The sequence below is a fragment of the Saccharothrix algeriensis genome, assembly GCF_016907655.1.
In the GTDB taxonomy this organism is placed as follows: Bacteria; Actinomycetota; Actinomycetes; order Mycobacteriales; family Pseudonocardiaceae; genus Actinosynnema; species Actinosynnema algeriense.
The window spans coordinates 812,713-829,615 of the sequence record NZ_JAFBCL010000001.1; the positions used below are offsets into that span (position 1 = coordinate 812,713).

General features: G+C 74.3%; 13 protein-coding genes. 4 read left to right on the forward strand and 9 right to left on the reverse strand.

Annotation, left to right across the window (positions count from 1 at the left end):
- Positions 1-5 precede the first annotated feature (5 nt).
- On the forward strand, positions 6-1,178 hold the full coding sequence (locus tag JOE68_RS03315) for a cytochrome P450 (RefSeq protein WP_204840871.1): 1,173 nt from the start codon (positions 6-8) through the stop codon (positions 1,176-1,178).
- A gap of 75 nt (positions 1,179-1,253) precedes the next feature.
- Here the strand turns inward: JOE68_RS03315 and JOE68_RS32110 are convergent, their stop codons facing one another.
- Together JOE68_RS32110 and JOE68_RS03325 are read right to left on the reverse strand one after the other, a co-directional pair.
- On the reverse strand, positions 1,254-2,420 hold the full coding sequence (locus JOE68_RS32110; protein WP_204840872.1) for a cytochrome P450: 1,167 nt from the start codon (positions 2,418-2,420) through the stop codon (positions 1,254-1,256).
- A complete protein-coding gene (locus JOE68_RS03325) occupies positions 2,417-3,877 on the reverse strand; it encodes a flavin monoamine oxidase family protein (RefSeq protein WP_204840873.1) in 1,461 nt (486 codons plus the stop codon). Before JOE68_RS03325 ends, JOE68_RS32110 begins: the two co-directional genes overlap by 4 nt.
- A gap of 445 nt (positions 3,878-4,322) precedes the next feature.
- On the opposite strand from JOE68_RS03325, the gene JOE68_RS03330 reads away from it, so the two are divergent.
- A complete protein-coding gene (locus JOE68_RS03330; protein ID WP_307819486.1) occupies positions 4,323-5,942 on the forward strand; it encodes an FAD-dependent monooxygenase in 1,620 nt (539 codons plus the stop codon).
- Positions 5,943-5,966: 24 nt separating this feature from the next.
- Here JOE68_RS03330 and JOE68_RS03335 read toward each other — a convergent pair whose 3' ends face one another.
- Entirely contained in the window at positions 5,967-7,214 is a 1,248-nt protein-coding gene (locus tag JOE68_RS03335; RefSeq protein ID WP_307819487.1) for a glycosyltransferase, read from the reverse strand.
- Between the two features lie 353 nt (positions 7,215-7,567).
- On the opposite strand from JOE68_RS03335, the gene JOE68_RS03340 reads away from it, so the two are divergent.
- Both JOE68_RS03340 and JOE68_RS03345 read left to right on the forward strand, forming a co-directional pair.
- Positions 7,568-7,864 carry a hypothetical protein gene (locus tag JOE68_RS03340; protein ID WP_204840875.1) on the forward strand — a complete coding sequence of 99 codons (297 nt, stop codon included), beginning with the start codon at positions 7,568-7,570 and terminating at the stop codon, positions 7,862-7,864.
- Between the two features lie 47 nt (positions 7,865-7,911).
- Positions 7,912-8,583 carry a hypothetical protein gene (locus tag JOE68_RS03345; protein ID WP_204840877.1) on the forward strand — a complete coding sequence of 224 codons (672 nt, stop codon included), beginning with the start codon at positions 7,912-7,914 and terminating at the stop codon, positions 8,581-8,583.
- A gap of 67 nt (positions 8,584-8,650) precedes the next feature.
- Here JOE68_RS03345 and JOE68_RS03350 read toward each other — a convergent pair whose 3' ends face one another.
- From JOE68_RS03350 to JOE68_RS03375, 6 genes are all read right to left on the reverse strand, one after another.
- The gene (locus tag JOE68_RS03350; protein WP_204840878.1) at positions 8,651-9,895 is read right to left on the reverse strand and encodes an ATP-grasp domain-containing protein; all 1,245 of its coding nucleotides are present in this window, start codon (positions 9,893-9,895) and stop codon (positions 8,651-8,653) included.
- Complete coding sequence (locus JOE68_RS03355) at positions 9,895-10,044, reverse strand: hypothetical protein (protein ID WP_204840879.1); 150 nt, start codon at positions 10,042-10,044, stop codon at positions 9,895-9,897. The genes JOE68_RS03350 and JOE68_RS03355 overlap by 1 nt, the downstream gene beginning before the upstream one ends.
- 21 nt (positions 10,045-10,065) lie before the next feature.
- Positions 10,066-11,898 (reverse strand): carbamoyltransferase family protein, encoded by a 1,833-nt coding sequence (locus JOE68_RS03360; protein ID WP_204840881.1) that lies wholly within the window; start codon positions 11,896-11,898, stop codon positions 10,066-10,068.
- Between the two features lie 17 nt (positions 11,899-11,915).
- Positions 11,916-13,970: an iron-containing redox enzyme family protein gene (locus JOE68_RS03365; RefSeq protein WP_204840882.1), complete on the reverse strand. Its 2,055-nt coding sequence runs from the start codon at positions 13,968-13,970 to the stop codon at positions 11,916-11,918.
- 111 nt (positions 13,971-14,081) lie between these two features.
- Positions 14,082-15,065, reverse strand: coding sequence for an SGNH/GDSL hydrolase family protein (locus tag JOE68_RS03370; protein ID WP_204840883.1), 984 nt, complete (start codon positions 15,063-15,065; stop codon positions 14,082-14,084).
- 29 nt (positions 15,066-15,094) lie between these two features.
- Positions 15,095-16,357 (reverse strand): MFS transporter, encoded by a 1,263-nt coding sequence (locus tag JOE68_RS03375; protein WP_204840885.1) that lies wholly within the window; start codon positions 16,355-16,357, stop codon positions 15,095-15,097.
- Between the last annotated feature and the right edge of the window lie 546 nt (positions 16,358-16,903).

A 16,903-nucleotide genomic window follows, 5' to 3' on the forward strand; every position in this document is an offset into this window, starting at 1 on the left:
CCGACGTGACCGACCTGGTCGAGATCCGCCTCGACGTGGGCCCCGGCGACGTCCAGGAGCGCCTGCTCGACGTGGCGCGCCGCCACCCGCTGGCCCGCGTGGCCTGGGCCGGCGGCGAGGTGTGGCTGGTGAACGAACCCGACCTGGTCCGCCTGGCGTTCTGCGACCACCGGCTCACCAAGGAGGCCGGCGCGGCGCCGCCCTGGTTCGACGACGTGACCGGGCTGATCGGCTCCGCGCAGACCTCCCGCGCCGCCGAGATGATCACCAGCGAGGGCGCCGAGCACACCCGGCAGCGCCGGCTGCACGCCGCGATCTTCTCGCCCCGGCACCGGGCGCGCTGGCAGCAGCTGATCACCGGTGTCGTGCACGACCTGCTGGGGTCGCTCGACGGTGAGGTGGACCTGGTGCCCCGGCTCGCCTACCCGCTCCCGGTGGCGGTCATCAGCGCCGTGCTCGGCCTGCCGCCCGACATGCGCGAACCGCTGACCACCGCGTGCCGGCTGGTCACCCACGGCGCCGACGAGGCCGAGCGCGAGCGGGGGCGCGTGCAGCTCTACGGCGGCGTCGGGGCCTTCCTCGGCCCGCGCCGGCACGAGCTGCGCCCCGGCATGATCGCCGACCTGCTGGCGCTGCACGAGGCCGACGGCTCGGTCAGCACCGTCGAGATCGCGACCTGGACGCCCGGGCTCGTCATCCCGGGGCACGAGTCCACGACGAGCGTGCTGGCCGCGCTGCTGGCCGACGTGCTGGCCGAACCACCCGACGAGCGCCCGTCCACCGACGAGGAGATCGGGGCGCGCGTCGAGCGCGCCCTGCGCGACAACCCGCCGTTCCCCCTGGCCACCTGGCGGTTCAGCACCTCCCGGGTGCTGTTGCAGGGGCACGAGATCCCGGCGGCCGTGCCCGTCCTGCTGAACATCTCCGCCCTCAACCACGCCTCACCGTCCACACCGCACTACACCTTCGGCTACGGCGCCCACTACTGCGTGGGCGCGGGCCTGGCGCGCACCGAACTGCGGATCGCCCTGGCCGAGTTCCTCCGGCGGTTCCCGGGCGCCACGCGGAAAGCCGGCGAGCCCCGCTGGGTGAGCGGCTACGCCATCCGGCAGCTCACCTCGCTGCCGGTCCACCTCACCCCCGCCCGGAGCGCGGCGAGGTCCTCGGCCGCGCGGTGAAGGCTCCCGGCGCACTCGCGTTGCGCGGCAAGGCGATGGCAGCGGCACGGCGATGGCGGCACGGCGGGCGATCGGTCACACCGGCCAACCGGTGCGCAGCGGCAGGGTTTCCGGGCCGTGGAAGATCAGGTCGCGGTGGTAGCGCACCGGCCGCTCGGCGACCCGGGGCGCGGGCAGGCCGCGCACCAGCGCGGTCAGCGCGACCTGCGCCTCCAGGCCGGCCAGGGCCGCGCCCAGGCACCGGTGGGCGCCGTGCCCGAACCCGCAGTGCCGGCGGGGCGACCGGTCCAGCCGCAGCTCGTCGGGCTGCTCGAAGCGGTCGTGGTCGCGGTTGGCGGCGCCGAGCACCAGCACCACCTTGTCGTCCGCCCGGACCCGCCGGCCGCCCAGCACCACGTCCCGCCTGGCCCGTCGGCTCACCATCTGCACCGGACCGTCGTAGCGGATCAGCTCGTCCACGTGGTCGCCGGTGCACACCGGCCGCGACCGCAGCACCCGCGGCCGGCCCAGCAGCGCCAGCATGGACTTGCCGATCAGGTGGGCGGTGGTCTCGTGGCCCGCGGTGAGCAGGTGCACGCCCGTGCCGGCGACCTCGTCGAGGTCGCACCCGGCCCGGACGAGCGGCGCGAGGAGCCCGTGCTCGGCCGGTTCCCGGGCCGCCCGGCGGAAGTAGTCGCCGAGTTCGCGGGCCGCCCGCTCGGCGGCGGCGTAGTCGCCCCGGCGGGTCGAGCTGGCCTGCTGGAGCGCGAGCGCGCTGCGGTGCAGCCACGCCCGGTCGGCCGCGGGCAGGCCGAGCAGGTCGCACATCACGTACAGCGGCAGCCGGGTCGCGAAGTCGGCCACCAGGTCGATCTCCGGGCGCCGCCCGAGAGCGGCGACGAGGTCGTCCGCGACCCGCTGGACGCGCGGGCGGAGGGAGCGCACCGCGGCGTGCGTGAACCTGCCGGCGAGCACCGACCGCAGCCGCGTGTGCCGCGGTGGGTCGAGGAACACCATCCAGGTGCTCACGAGGTCGGCGAGCGCGTCGCAGCCGGGCGGGAAGCTCAGCCTGCCGCGGGTGAAGTCCCGGCTCGCCAACACCTCCACCGTCGGCTGGTAGGCGAACACGTACCACGCGCCGCTCGCGGCGCTCCAGTGCACCGGCTCCGCCGCCCGGTACCGCCGGTACAGCGGGTACGGGTGGGCGATCTCCTCCTCGCCCAGGGCCAGCGGGTCGAACGGCGGCAGGTCGGGCGCGCTCACGCCGGCACCGCCGCGCGCGACCGGCTGTCCAGGTGGATGCGCCGCACGGCGTCGACCGCGGACTGGATGGCGCCGTCGATCCACGCCGGGTTCGCCGAGCAGTGGTCGCCCGCGAAGTACAGCCCGTTCTCCGGGCTCTGCGCCCGCGCCCGCTCCTGCGAGCGGGTCGCGCTGTCCAGCTCCCACTGGCTGACCGCCGCGCCGCTGCTCCACCAGTGCTGGCCCCAGGCCATGCTGGCGGCGTCGAGCACCATGCCGGGCTCCAGCAGTTCCGGGTGCATCCGGCTCAGCTCCCGCAACACCGCCTCGTGGCGGTCGACCACGGGCATCCGGCCGAAGGCGTCGGCCTCCTCCCCCAGCGTGTAGCTGGCGAGCAGCACGGCCCCGTCGGCCGGTTCGCCGTCGGCCGGCACGTAGTAGGTCTGGCGGACGCGGCCACCGCTGAACGAGGCGCCGCCGGAGATCCCGTCCCTGCCCCAGAACGCCTCCCGGCAGTGGAAGGCGACCTTCGTCGCCGACCAGTAGGTCATCCCGCGGATGGCGGCGACCTTGGTCCGGCTCAGGTTGCGCAGCCTGAGCCGGCGCAGGACCGAGAAGGGCAGCGTGCACAGCACCTTGGAGCGACTTCGCGTGACCACGCGGTCGCCGATGCGGAGGTCCACCAGCACCCGCCGGTCGCGCACGTCCAGCCCGACCACCTCGCAGCCGAGGCGGATCGGCGACCGCACCCGCGACACCAGCCGGCGGACCAGCTGGTCCATCCCGCCCTCCAGCCGCACCAGCTCGGGGCTGGTCTCCGACAGCACGTCGTCGATGAACCTGGCCAGCCGGCCACCGCAGCCGGCCCGGACCTCCGGGTGCCCGGCGAAGAAGCCGTGCAGGTCGATCTGGTCGCGGCCGGCGCCGACCACGAACGGCCCCAGGTCGATCCGGTCCACCGCGTCCAGCAGCTCCACCGTGAACCGGCGGTCGCGGAAACCCGCCGGGCCGATCGCGTTGCCCATCGCCGTCAGCCACGCGCCGAACAGCACGGTCTCCTCCCGGTACCGGCCGTGGGGCAGGTCCGCGCGGAACCCCTCGACGAGGATGCGCGCGGCCTGGTCGAGGCGGACGTAGCCCCGGCCGGTGGCGTGGTAGGCCCGCGGCTCGGAGAACAGGCTGCGGAACGGCCGGATCCGGTCGGACAGGCCGAGTTCGGCGATGTAGTCCAGGGTGTGCTGGTGGGTGCTCGGCACCCGCATGGCGCCGAACTCCACCAGCGGCCCGGTGGCGTCGGAGCCGAAGCGGTGGGTGAGGATGCGGCCGCCCACGCGGTGGCTGCCCTCCAGGACCTCCACGCGGTAGCCCAGCCGCTCCAGCTCGTACGCGGCCACCAGCCCGGCGATGCCCGCGCCCAGGATCGTGATCGGTCCGGCGCCCGCACGGGGCTCGGCTGCCGGGCACCCGGTCGGGATCACGACCGGGGCACCGCGCGCCGGAGCGGGCAGCGTCGCCCCGCCCTGGGCGCCGGTGCCGGAAAGCGGTGGTCGGCCACGTGCACGGCGGACATCGAACCTCCTCGGATCGGAGCGCCGCGACGACCACGGCTCAACCCCTCGCCCCGCAACCACGGTGAGCAGAACCCCGTTGCCGCAGCAACCCCGCGGCCCTGCGGCCACCCGAAATCGCAACCGTCAGAGCGGCTGCCGGGACACCGGTGACCCAGTGAAACCGGCGCGCACAAGGGAAAGGGGCGACCCGGGCGTCCCGGCGGGCGCCACCTCCGTCCTCACCGGACCGGCGGGAAGCGGGTCTTCCCGAGCCTGCCACCTGATCGGATGACCGAAGGTGTGGGCGCGCCGCCCCGGCGGGAGAATCCACATCGGACGCAACCAGGTCCGACGATGTCCGGAGGTGGTCCCCGTGCCTGCCCGCGGCAAGCCCTCGCCCTCCCGCGAGACGGACGTCCTGGTCGTCGGGGCCGGCCCGGTGGGCATGGCGATGGCGCTGGACCTCCGGTACCGCGGGGTCGACCACCTGGTCGTCGAACGCCGCGACGGGCGCACCCCCCTGCCCGGGGTGAGCACGATCGGGCCGCGCTCGATGGAGCTGTTCCGGAGGTGGGGCCTGGCGGACAGGATCCGCGCCGCCGGCTGGCCGCCGGACCACCCGCTGGACGTCGCGTGGGTCACCCAGGTCGGCGGGCACGAGCTGCACCGCTTCGAGCGGGGCACCGCCGCCACCCGCCCGGAGTTCCGGCACACGCCCGAACCGGACCAGGTCTGCCCGGCGCACTGGCTGCAACCGCTGCTGCTGGCCGCGGTGGGCAGGGCACCGGACGGCCCGCTGCTGCTGCGCCACCGGCTGGACGCGTTCACCCAGGACGACGACGGCGTCACCGCGCACGTCACCGACCTCGACGCCGGCGCGACGACCGCGATCCGAGCCCGGTACCTGGTCGCGTGCGACGGCGCCTCGTCCCCGGTCAGGCGCGAGTGCGGCATCGGCGCGCCCGCGCGGCACGAGGCCAGGGTGCTGCGCAACATCCTGTTCCGGGCGCCGGAGCTGACCGACCAGCTGCGCGCACGCGGCCGGCGGGTCGCCATGGTCTACTTCCTCATGCTCTCGAACGAGCTGCGCTACCCGCTGCGGTCGATGGACGGCCGGGAGCTGTTCAACCTCACGGTGTCCGGCCCGGCGCTGGCGGCGGACGCGAAGGCGCTGCTGCGGGACGCGATCGCCTTCCCCACGCCGGCCGAACCCGTGTCCGACGGCGAGTGGCACCTCACCCACTGGGTCGCCGACCGCTACCGGCACGGCCGGGTCTTCCTGGTCGGGGACGCCGCCCACACCGTGGCGCCGTCCGGCGGGTTCGGGATGAACATCGGCATCGGCGACGCCGCGGACCTGGGCTGGAAGCTGGCCGCCCAGCTGCGCGGCTGGGCGGGCGAGCGCCTGCTGGACAGCTACGAGGCCGAGCGGCGGCCGGTCGCCCTGCGGAGCCTGGAAGCCGCCAACCGGCACCTGCGGCGGACGCTGAGCCGCGAGCTGCCCGCCGACCTGCGCGCGGACACGCCGGCGGGCGCGCGGAAGCGCGCGGAGGCGGCCGAACGGCTGCGCGCCAGTGGCGCGAGCACGGAGTTCGACAACCCCGAGATCCACTTCGGCTACCGCTACCGGTCCCCGCTCGTCGTCGGCGACGCCGGTGCGGACGTGACGCCGGACTGGCGGCCGGGCAGCGACCCCGGCACCCGGGCCGCCCACGCCTGGCTGCGCCCCGGGCTGTCCACATTGGACGTCTTCGGCGAGGCGTTCGTCCTGCTGTGCTTCGAGGACGACCCGCGCGGCGCCCGGGGGGTGCGCGCGGGTTTCGACGCGCGGGACGTCCCGCTGCGCGTCCTGGAGTGCGACGACCCGGAGCTGGCGCGGTTGTACGCGTGCCCCTTCGTGCTGGTCCGCCCGGACGGCCACGTCGCCTGGCGGGGTGAGCGGCTGCCCGCCGAACCGGCCGGGCTGGTCGACGCGGTCCGCGGTTCGGCCTGAACGGCCACGCGCCCCGCCCCCGGCTCAGGCCCGCTCGACGAGGTCGTGGCCGTCCGCGCCGACCTGCTCCGGGATCCCGGCGCCGGCGCCGCGGCCGGCGACCTGCTCCAGGCGCGGGACGAGGTCCTCGATCGGCGGCAGGGCGAGCATGTGGCGCTGCGCGAGCCGGGCCCGCGCGATCGCCGCCGGGTCGGTCAGCAGGGTCCGGCACACCGCGGCGATCCCCTCCGCCGCGCCGTCGGTCACGCGCAGGCCCAGGCCGAGGGCGTCGACCCGGTCGGCGTTGGCGAACTGGTCGCCGAACCGGGGCAGCACGGCCATGGGCACGCCGGCCACGACCGACTCGCGGATGCTGTTGTAGCCGCCGTGGGTGATGAACAGCTGCGCGCAGCGCAGCAGCAGGGGCTGGGGGAAGTGGTCGACGAGTCGGACGTGGCCGGGCGCCGGGGAGTCGGCCGGGACCAGCCCGCCGGTGGCGACCACGCCCACGCAGTCGAGGTCGCCGAGCGCGGTGGTGACGGCCAGCAGGGCCGACAGGGCGTCGGCCTGCACGCCGACCGTGAACGGGTCGGTGGCCTGCTCGCGCAGCTTGGGGATGACCGTCCCGATCGACGCCAGCACCAGGGGGCGGTCCGCGGGCAGGGCGAGGACCCAGTCCGGCAGGACCTCGCCCCGGGCGACGGTGTCCGGCTGCCGGTAGGTGATCGCGGCCGGCAGGTCGGGCGGGGTGAACGGGTACCGCGCGGGCATGAAGTCCAGCCGCCCGTGGCGGTGGAGCGGCCCGAGGTCGTCCCACCCGGGTCGGGCCAGTTCGAGGTTGCGGGCGTTGAGCAGGGACAGCAGGTCGTCCGCCGGGAGCGCGTTGGCGCTCCCGGAGGGGGCCGAGACGTGCGGGACGCCGAGGTGCTCGGCGAGCAGCACGGCCGCGAACTCGGCCCCGCCGCGCAGCACGAGGTCCGGGCGGAACCGCTCGGCCACCGCCGCGAGGGCGCGGTAGCCGTCGGTGATGTGCGGGCCGGCGAAGAGGCGGGCGCTCATCCTGCCGGCGAGGGCGATGTCGTCCTCCTCGCCGGTCAGGGCCCCGGCCAGGTCCGCGAGGGATTCGTTCGCCCGGGGGAACGGCGCCGGCAGGTCCGGCCGGGCGCGGAACGGCTCGCCGTCGAACACGCGCAGCAGCGGCGCCGTCGTCGCCATCCGGACTTCGTGCCCCGCGTGCGCCAGGACGCGCGCCACCGGCAGCAGTGCCCTGGCGTGGGAGACAGAGGTGGACACGCAGCAAAGAACCCGCATGGTGAACCCTTCGGACGGCACGTGATCCGATCACAGCCCGGTGCGCCGATTGCCCTTCGACGGCAACGATAGGGCGAATCGGGTCGCGCCACACGCGCACGCACCTGAACGGGTTGGCGTGCCCCGGGGTGCGGTGCGACCCGTCCGTCCGCGTCGCGGGGTGCGCGCACCCCGGCGGGCGGGCAACTCGTGGCGAGAGCGGGTGAACCCTCGCCTCGGCAGGGTGAACACGGGCATGGGGCCGGCGCAGCGGGTGGCGGCGGCGGTAGGCACGGTATGTGGGCGGCAGCGGTCGCGGCCGTCCCGTCAACGGTTGTCTGCCACGAGGATGGGCGATGTCCGCGCCGACGATGAACCACCAGGCCACCGGGTACGACGCACAGCAGGCGTACTGCACGGCCAAAGCCGCCGAGCTGGCCTACCGGGACCACGAGCAGATCGAGGCCACCGCCCGCGAGTGGGGCTTCGACCGCGTCCGCCACCACCGGTCGACGTTCTCAGCGCGGAAGAGGCTCCCGTTCGCCCCGATCCCCGTGGGCGACGTACGTCCACTTCGGACCGTGAAGGCTCGGCCGCGGGCACGCCGGATCCGTTCCCGGCACAGCGCGCTGTGCTCCATCGGAGTGCGATGACGGCGAACCGACCGCCGGGGGCTGCGGCGCCCGATAACGTCCCGGCCGTGAGGAAGAAGAGCCGCAGCGCCTTATGGCCGACGACGATGTGCTTGCTGGCGACCGCCTGCACGGCCTCGCCGCCACCGGCCCCGGTCACCGTCACCGTCACACAACCGACGAGTTCCACGCCCTCCGGCCCCACCACCACTTCGGCGGCGCCGTCGATCGTCGCCAGCGGGTACTACGCGGTGTGCGAGGGCCGCGGCTTCCCCGACGCCGCGGCCTACGCCGGTCCGGGCCCGCACCCGATCGGCATAGCGGTCCTGTCCGCGAAGGGGCCGGCGACCGGGGTCGACGTCGACCTGACCTCGGACGTCGCCACGGTGCCCGCCGAGTGGAAGTCGCCCGCGAACACGGCCCTGCAACTGGTCGCGTGCGTGACGGTGCTCGACGTGGTGGAGGTGCGGGAGTGCGAGTACCGGGTGATCGGCGGCACCGCGGGGAACGCCCTGTTCAAGAACCGCCTGTTCAACCGCGTCCTGCGCATCGAGGTGCTGTCCGCCCGCACCGGCGAGCCGGTCGCCGACGCCGTCCGGGCGACGACCGGGACGACCACGTGCGCGGCCAGCGCCAAGCAGCCGCCGGTCGGTTCGAGCGCGAGCCCGAACCAGTTCGGCACGCTGACCGACGCCGAGCGCGACGCCCTGCTCGGCGGCGTGGTCACCGCGACGGTCTGACCGACCGCGCCCACCGGCGGGCCGGGCGCCGGGGCGGGTCGCCCGGACCGACCCGCCCCGGCGCGGGTCAGTCCGCGAACCCGATGGCGAGGTGGGCGAGGGCGGCGTCGGCGGCGACGGCGGCCTCGGCCGGGGTGTCGGCGGCGGTGATGACGTAACCGAGGCGTTCGTGGCTGTTCGTCGGCCAGCGCGTGGTGGCACCCGGGCCGACCTTGACGCGGTGGCCGACGACCTCGGGGAAGTGCTCCGCCAGGTCGTCCACGCCGGAGACCGACGTGACCGTGCCCGCCCGGCCGCCGATGAAGCGGATGGCCGAGCCCCGGCGCCACCGGGGTTCGAGGTCGGGCGCGCCGCCGGTGTGGGCGGTGATGGACCGGGCCAGCAGGGGCACGCCCAGGGCGTTGCCGACCAGGTCGGGGATGAAGTCGCCGCCGGTGCGGGCGTTGATCTCGATGAGCACCGGGCCGCGCGGGGTGAGCTTGACCTCGACGTGGGCCGGGCCGAAGTCGAACCCGATCGCGTCCAGCGCGGCGCGCACCACGCCGACGGCCGCGTCGGTCACCGCGGCGGGCAGGACCGACGGGAACGTGTGCCCCAGCTCCAGGAAGTGCGGCGTGGCGCCGAGCAGCTTGTCGGTGACACCCAGCACGACCGTGCGCCCGTCGTGGGCGAAGACCTCGACGCTGACCTCGTGGCCGAACAGGCACTCCTCGACCAGCCCGCCCGGCCTGGTGGCCTGGCCCTTGGAGTTGGCGGTGCGCCCGGCCAGCTCGGTGATCCGCGCCACCACCTGCTCGCGCGTGCGGCACAGCGTGACGCCGATGCTCGCCGACTCGTCCACCGGCTTCACCACGCACGGCAGCCCGACCTCGGCCAGCGCACCGTCCACTTCGGACAGCTCGCCGACGTAGCGGAAGCGCGGCACCGGCACCCCGGCCGCCGCGCACACCGTGCGGGTGGCGAGCTTGTCGCGCGCGGTGCGCGCCGCCCGCGGCGAGAGGCCCGGCAGGCCGAGCGCGCTCGCCGCGGCGGCCACCACCGGCACGTAGTACTCCATCACCGTCATCAGGCCGTCGGGCTGCAACCCGTTGTCCCGCAGGCACTTCTCCACCGCGACCGGGTCGGTCGTGTCACACGCCAGGACGTGCTCGACCTCGCCGGTGATGGTGTCGAACGCCACCGGGTCCACCCGGTAGCGGTCGAGGTCGGCGGTGAGGAACGCCAGCCGCAGGCCCTGCTCCTTGGCCAGGGTGATCGCCTGCACGCCGGTGCCGGTCAGGTTGCTCTCCACGAACGCCAGCAGGCCCGCCATCAGTGCTTCCGCCCCTTCGAAGACGGGATCCAGTACGACTGCGCGTTCTCGTCCCACCGGCGGGCCATCGGGTCGCGCACGAGCCGCGCGACGAGCCCGATCGGCGTCACCACCAGGAAGTAGAGCGCTCCGAGCAGCAGCGTTCTCACGTTGTTCACCCCTCCGCCCGCTCAGTCGAGCGGGATCTCGTCGCGCCAGTCGCGGTCCTCGCGCCACTGCGGCTGCTCCGCCTTGTCCAGGAGGAAGTTGCCGAGCGCCAAGTGGTCGATGTCGGTGCGCATGAAGCAGGCGTACGCGTCGCGCGGGGTGTTCACGATCGGCTCACCGCGCACGTTGAACGACGTGTTGACCAGCACCGGGCACCCGGTCTCGGCCTTGAAGGCGCTCAGCAGCGCGTGGTAGGCCGGGTTGCTCGTCGGCGTGACGGTCTGCACCCGTGCCGAGTAGTCCACGTGCGTCACCGCCGGGATGGTCGAGCGGTGCACCTTGAGCAGGTCGAGGCCCTTCGCCGCCGAGGTCGCCTCCAGCCGCTGCGCGGACGCGACCGGCGCGACGACGAGCATGTACGGGCTCTCCTGGGGCAGGTCGAAGTAGTCCTTGGCGTCCTCGGCCGGCACCGAGGGCGCGAACGGCCGGAACGACTCGCGGAACTTGATCTTGAGGTTCATCTGGGTCTGCGTCGCCGGGTCGCGCGGGTCGCCCAGGATCGACCGCGCGCCCAGCGCGCGCGGCCCGAACTCCATCCGGCCCTGGAACCACCCGACGATCCGCCCCTCCGCCAGCAGCCCGGCCACCGTCGTGGCCAGGTCCGCCGGGTCGAGGCGCCGGTGCGGGATGCCCTCCGCGGCCAGGAAGGCCGCGATCTCCTCGTCGTCGTAGCCGGGGCCGAGCAGCGACGACGACATCGCGTCCCGCCCGGTGCCCAGGTGCGCCCGGCCCGCGCCGCGCTCGACGGCCACGGCCAGCGCCGCGCCCAGCGCGCCGCCCGCGTCGCCCGCGGCGGGCTGCACCCACACCTCGTCGAAGACGCCCTGCTCGATGACCTTGCCGTTGGCCACGCAGTTCAACGCGACCCCGCCGGCCAGGCACAGCCGCGACTCGCCGGTCACCGCGCGCGCGTGCCGGGCCAGCTTGAGCACGACCTCCTCGGTGACCTCCTGCACCGACGCGGCGAGGTCGAACTCGCGCTCGGTCAGCGGGCCCTCCGGCTGCCTGCGCGGCCCGCCGAACAGCTGCTCGAACCCGCGGCCGGTCATCACCTGGCCGCGCAGGTACTCGAAGTAGGCCATGTCGAGCCGGAACGACCCGTCCGGCTTGACGTCGATGAGCCGCTCGCGGATCAGGTCGGCGTGGACCGGCTTGCCGTAGGGCGCCAGGCCCATCAGCTTGTACTCGCCGGAGTCGACCTTGAACCCGCAGAAGTAGGTGAACGCCGAGTACAGCAGGCCCAGCGAGTGCGGGAAGCGGATCTCCGAGATCGGCCGCACCTCGTCGCCCCGGCCGTGCCACAGCGTCGTGGTCGCCCACTCGCCGACGCCGTCGACGCACAGCACCGCCGCGGAGTCGTAGGGGCTCGGCAGGAACGCCGACGCGGCGTGCGACTCGTGGTGCCGGCGCACGACGACCTCCGGCACCGGCCCGCCGATCGCGGCGAGCCGGTCGCGCACCACGTCGGCGGTCCTGCGCTTCCACGACAGCCACTGGGGCAGCGTCTCGCGGAACGACGCGAAACCGCCCGGGGCCGCGGCGGCCAGCGTGCTCAGCACCCGGCCGAACTTCAGCCCCGGGTCCTCGTAGTAGGCGACGGCGCCCAGGTCGCCGACGCCGATGCCCGCCTGCTCCAGGCAGTAGCGCACCGCCGAGGCGGGGAACGCGGAGTCGTGCCTGCGCCTGCTGAACCGCTCCTCCTGCGCGGCGGCGACGGTGACCCCGTCCACCACCAGGGCGGCTGCGCTGTCGTGGTAGAAGGCCGAGATCCCCAGGATCGGGGCGCTGCCGGTCATGGGTGCTCCACGGGGGTTCACCGGCGCGCCGCCTTGCGCTGCGCGCGGCGGGCCAGGTGGCCGTCGGGTGGGGTGAGGGAGCGGAAGCCGACGCGGACGCGCGACCACGCGTGGTCCGTCGCGTCCGCCGGCAACGCGCACATGTAGGTGGCGATGGCGTCGGCCGCCCAGGCGGAGTGGCCGCTCGCGACGTTGTCGATGGTGTTGTGGATGTCGACGAAGCGGGTGCTGAACCCGTGCTCCTTCAAGGCGATCCGCGCCCGGCGGTAGCTGCCGCCCACGCCGGACAGCTCCATCGCCAGGTTCATGCCGAGCACCTCGGGCAGGAAGGTGCGCGGGAACCGGCCGAGGCTGAGCCAGTACACCGGCAGCTCGAACGACCGGTCGTGGAAACCCTCCCACCGCGCGAACGCGGGCGTCGCCGTCGGCGGCGGCTCGACGCCCATCTCGCGCAGCAGCGCCCGGTAGATCAGCGGGTGGTTCAGCCGCACCTCGCCGTTGCCCAGCTCGTCCCAGTAGGTCTCGAACAGCGAGAACCCGATCTGGCCGGACGCCTGCTCGTAGTCGGTGAAGCCCTGGAGCCAGGAGCCGTCGATCAGGGTCAGCGGCGCGAGCTGCACGGTGGACTCGACCAGCGCCTGCCTGCTGGGCACCGTCCCGCCCGAGCCCGCCTCGAACTCGCGGTCGTGCCGGTCGTGCTGCTCGACCAGCCACGGGCGCAGCCCCTCCGCGGGCCAGGCGCGCGGCAGCATCAGCTCGGTGTCGTCGATGTGGTGCGCCGAGCGGGCCAGCCAGCCGCGCACGTACCGGCGCGCCCACGCGCGCAGCGCCGGTGTGTCGGCGCGCGACAGCAGGCGGTGGTACGCGTCGCGGATGTCCGCCGGCTCGGTCCCGTGCTCGTCGGGTTCCAGCGGCGGCAGCGCGGGCAGCGCCGTGCCGACCCGCGGCGGGGCCGTCCGGGCGTCGGGCAGGCCGTCGATCCACCGGCGGATCACCGTGACGTCCTCGGGGGCGAACACCCGGAACATCGGGCCGCGCTCGCCGATCAGCCCGTTCACCAGCGGGCTGCCGTCGGCGTCGCCCGGCTTGACCAGCCTGCTGCCCGCCAGCGCGGCCAGCACCGGCGCCGGGTCGGTGCGGGCCCGCGCGAGCAGCGCCGAGAGGGTGTCCTCGCCGAGCCGGTAGTCCTGGTGGTAGACCGCGCCCTCCCTGGCCCGCAGCCGGATCAGCTCCGCCATGTCGTGCGCCGGGTCGAGCGCGGCGTCCAGGTCGGCGCGCAGGTCCTCGTTCCAGCGGCGCAGCGCCGCGCACGCCCACCGGAAGCCCAGGGCGACCCGCTCGGCGTCGGCGGCCCGCGCGGTCGCGACCTCCTCGGCCAGCGCGAGCGCCGGCTCGCCGCCCGGTTCGCGCGCGCAGGCCGGGTCGATGGCGGCCCAGTCGGCCGGCACCGAGTCGCGCGGCAGCCGGAGCGCGGGCAGCAGCCCCACCGTGCGCAGGCACAGGTCGGCGCCGAGCAGTTCGGCGTCGAACTCGTCGGGCCGCCTGCTCATCAGCAGCAGCACGGCGGGCACGTGGAACGCCCAGTCCGGCACGCGCTCGTCGAGCACCAGGTTGGCCGCGGGCACGGCGTGCTCGGCCAGCCGCAGCTCCCGCAGCACCGCCAGGAACGCCGCGCCGCGCGACGCGTGCGGGTGGCCGGCCCCGACGTCCCCGGCGTAGAGCGCCAGCACGCGCAGCGACACCGCGTCCTCGGCGCGGCCCATGCCGCTGAGCCACTGGAGCCACGCGCCGGAGCGCAGCGCCAGCGGCGCGCAGCCCAGCACGGCCCGGCGGACCAGGCTGGCCCGGTCGCCGTCGCCGACGGCCTTCTCCCCCAGGGCGAGGTACCTGTCGCGCTCGGCCCGCGCCCACGCAGCGACGTCGGCGCGCAGCTCGGGCAGCGGGCGCGCCGGGTCCGCGTCGCGGTCCAGCACCGCGCGCAGGCCGCGGACGACCGCCTCGCCCGACAGCAGGCACTCCGGGTCCAACGCGCTCGCGTAGGCGGAGCGCGCGGTGGTCAGGTCGGCGCTCATCAGAACATCGGGTAGATCGAGGCGTCGTCGGCCTTCTTCTTCTTGCGGCCGAACAACTTCGCCACGAGTCGACGGAGGAAGCTCATCGGGTGGTCCACCTCTCCTGACGCGTCAGTTCGATAATCCGAGGACGTGCTTGGCCAGCAGGCCGGAGACCAGGTCGTGGCCTTCGTCGGTGAAGTGGATCCGGTCGACGAAGACCCAGTCGCGGGGGCCGACCGCGTCGGCCAGGACGGGGTTCAGGTCGACGAACGGGACCCCCAGGCGCGCGCAGCCCTCGGCGAGCCCGGCCGCGTAGCGCCGGCCCGAGGACATGGCCGCGATGTCGCCGTAGGCGCGGCCGAAGTCGGAGATCGCGTCCAGCTCGGCGAACAGGGCCCGCTCCTGCGGGGCGTGCTCCTCGCGCACCCACGTGGCCAGCGGCTGGAGCACGTAGGTCAGCTTGGCGCCGGTCGCCTGCGCCAGCAGCCGCCAGATGTCGAGGTGGCGCAGCGTCAGGTCGACCGCGATGGCGATCTGCTCGTCGAGCTCCGGCACGGGCTCCGGCGCGGGCGCGGGCCGCGACCGCAGCCGGGAGAAGGCGGACTTGCGCCCCTTGGCGCGCAGGTCGTCGATCGCCTCGAAGAACTCGGCGGAGTTGAAGAACCCGCCGTGGTCGCCGCGCTTGGACTCGGGCAGCCGGGCCAGGCCCAGGTTGTTGAACCCCGAGAACAGCACGATCTCCTCGACCTGCGGCACCAGGTGCCGGTACAGCAGGAACAGCATCAGCTCCTGCGTCGAGTTGTGGCTGCGACCGCCGAAGTTCAACCACGGCGTCGACGGCGCGTGCTCGGTCCACAGCCGCGAGGCGAGCGTCGCCTCGTCGCGGGAGGCGCCGATGCCGAAGACGGTGGACGAGCCCGCGATCAGCCGCACCGGCCCGTCGGGCACCCGGCCGCCCGCCGAGGCGTGGCCGTCCGCGCCGTGCGAGAGGCGGAAGCCCAGCGCGTCGGTGTTGACCACCTCGCTGCGGTGGTCGGTGGGGTGGAAGTACATCAGGTAGGGCAGCCAGCGGATGTCGCCGCGGTCGTCGAACTTCTCGGCGTACTGGAGCATCTGTGGCGTCAGCTCAGCGCGTTGCGATGTCACGAGAGTGGTGTCCCTGTTCCCAGTCGAGGCGCGGACGGCAGCTTTTCTTCGGTTGTCGCGATCCTGGTGTACCGGTCCCTGGTTCGTTCGGCCCAGGCGACCACGAAGGGGGTGACCAGCCCGGCGGCGGCGAACAGCGCGCCCACCACGAGCCAGCCGGGCGCGCCCCACCCGATGCACAGCGCGGTCAGCAGGGCGGGTCCGGTGCTCTCGGCCAGGGCCATGCCGATCCCGAACACGCCGAGGTACTGGCCCTGCGCCCGGGTGGGCGCGAGCGCGAAGGACAGCTCGAACCCGCCCGCGGCCTGCCACAGCTCGCCGATGGTGTGGATCACGGCGGCGACCAGCAGCAGGGCCACCGCCGCCCACGTCGGGGCGCCCGCCGACCAGGCGATCACGACGCAGGCCGCGAGGAGCGCGAACCCGGCCCGGCGCATGGTCCGGCCGCCCTCGGCGGGCGTGTCGACGTTCCGGGCGGCCCGCACCTGGAACAGGACCACGATCGCCGTGTTGAGCACGACGATCGCCGAGATGACCCAGCGCGGGGCCGTGGTGGCGGTGACCACCCACAGCGGGATGGCCACGGTGAGCACCCGGTACTGGATCGACAGCACGCCGTCGAGCAGGGACACCGCCAGGTACGGCAGGTCGCGCAGCGCGGTCCAGGTCGGCCCGTCCGCCTTCGGCTCCGGTCGGATCGCGGGCACCCGCAGCATCACCGCGGCCGACCCGACCAGGCAGGCCGCGTTGAGCAGCAGCACCAGGACGTAAGCCTGGCGGGTGTCCACAGTGGCCACCCACCCGGCCAGCGCGGCGCCCGCCGCGATGCCGACGTTGGTCACCGACCGGATGTAGGCGCGGAACTCCTGCGGCCGGGCGCCGCCGTACCGGTTGATGATCGGGCCCCTGGCCACCAGGCCCGCGGACTGCGCCGCGGTGGCCACCGCCGCCAGCACCAGGAACACCCAGAACGAACCGACCAGCGTGAACGCCCCGGTGGACGCGCCGCCGGTGACCAGGCACGCGACGTATGCGCCGCGCGGCCCCCACCGGTCGGCCGCCCGGCCGACCAGGATCCCGCTGACCACCGCCACGAACCCGGCGACGCTGAGCCCCAGCCCCACCAGCTCCGGTTCGAGGCGCACCACCCGGACGAAGTACAGCACGGCCGCGGTGAGGAAGATGCCCTTCCCGACCGTGCCGATCAGGGTGGCCGCGGCCAGCGTCCTCTTCGGGCCGGGCTCAGGAAGCAGCGGCACCGGTGCGCCCAGCCGACAGCGCGATTTCCCGCACCACTCGATTCACCCAGCCCACGGCGATACCGCGCGCGTGTTTCGCTGACAAGATTTCCCCCAGAGCCGACGACGAACACCGCCGATATTTAAATCACGCTACATACGCTCTTTTCACCGGTCAATCGTGATGCGTGTCACAAGGGGTGAACGGAGTGCGGATTGATCCGGACCACGGGTGGACCGGCGTTTCACCACTGCTCCGTTCGAGTGGTGACCGGAACTCTTCCCACATCGCGGGAGCAAAAGCCCTGCTCGCCCGGCTCGCGTCTCAGTTGGCGCCCGACGGGTCAGGAGCGTTGGCGAAGACCGAACCAGCGCCGGCGGCCGGGCACGGCGCTTTCATCGGAGGCCGCGGGGACGTGACGCACTGCGGGTTCACGCAGTGGATCGCGGCAAATCGGGATCGGGCGGTTCGCGTGCCCGTCGGACTTCACCACCGGTCGCCGAAAGCGCATTCATCCGGCATACCGGACACCGACACCTCGCCGAAATCACGTGCCTGAATAGACC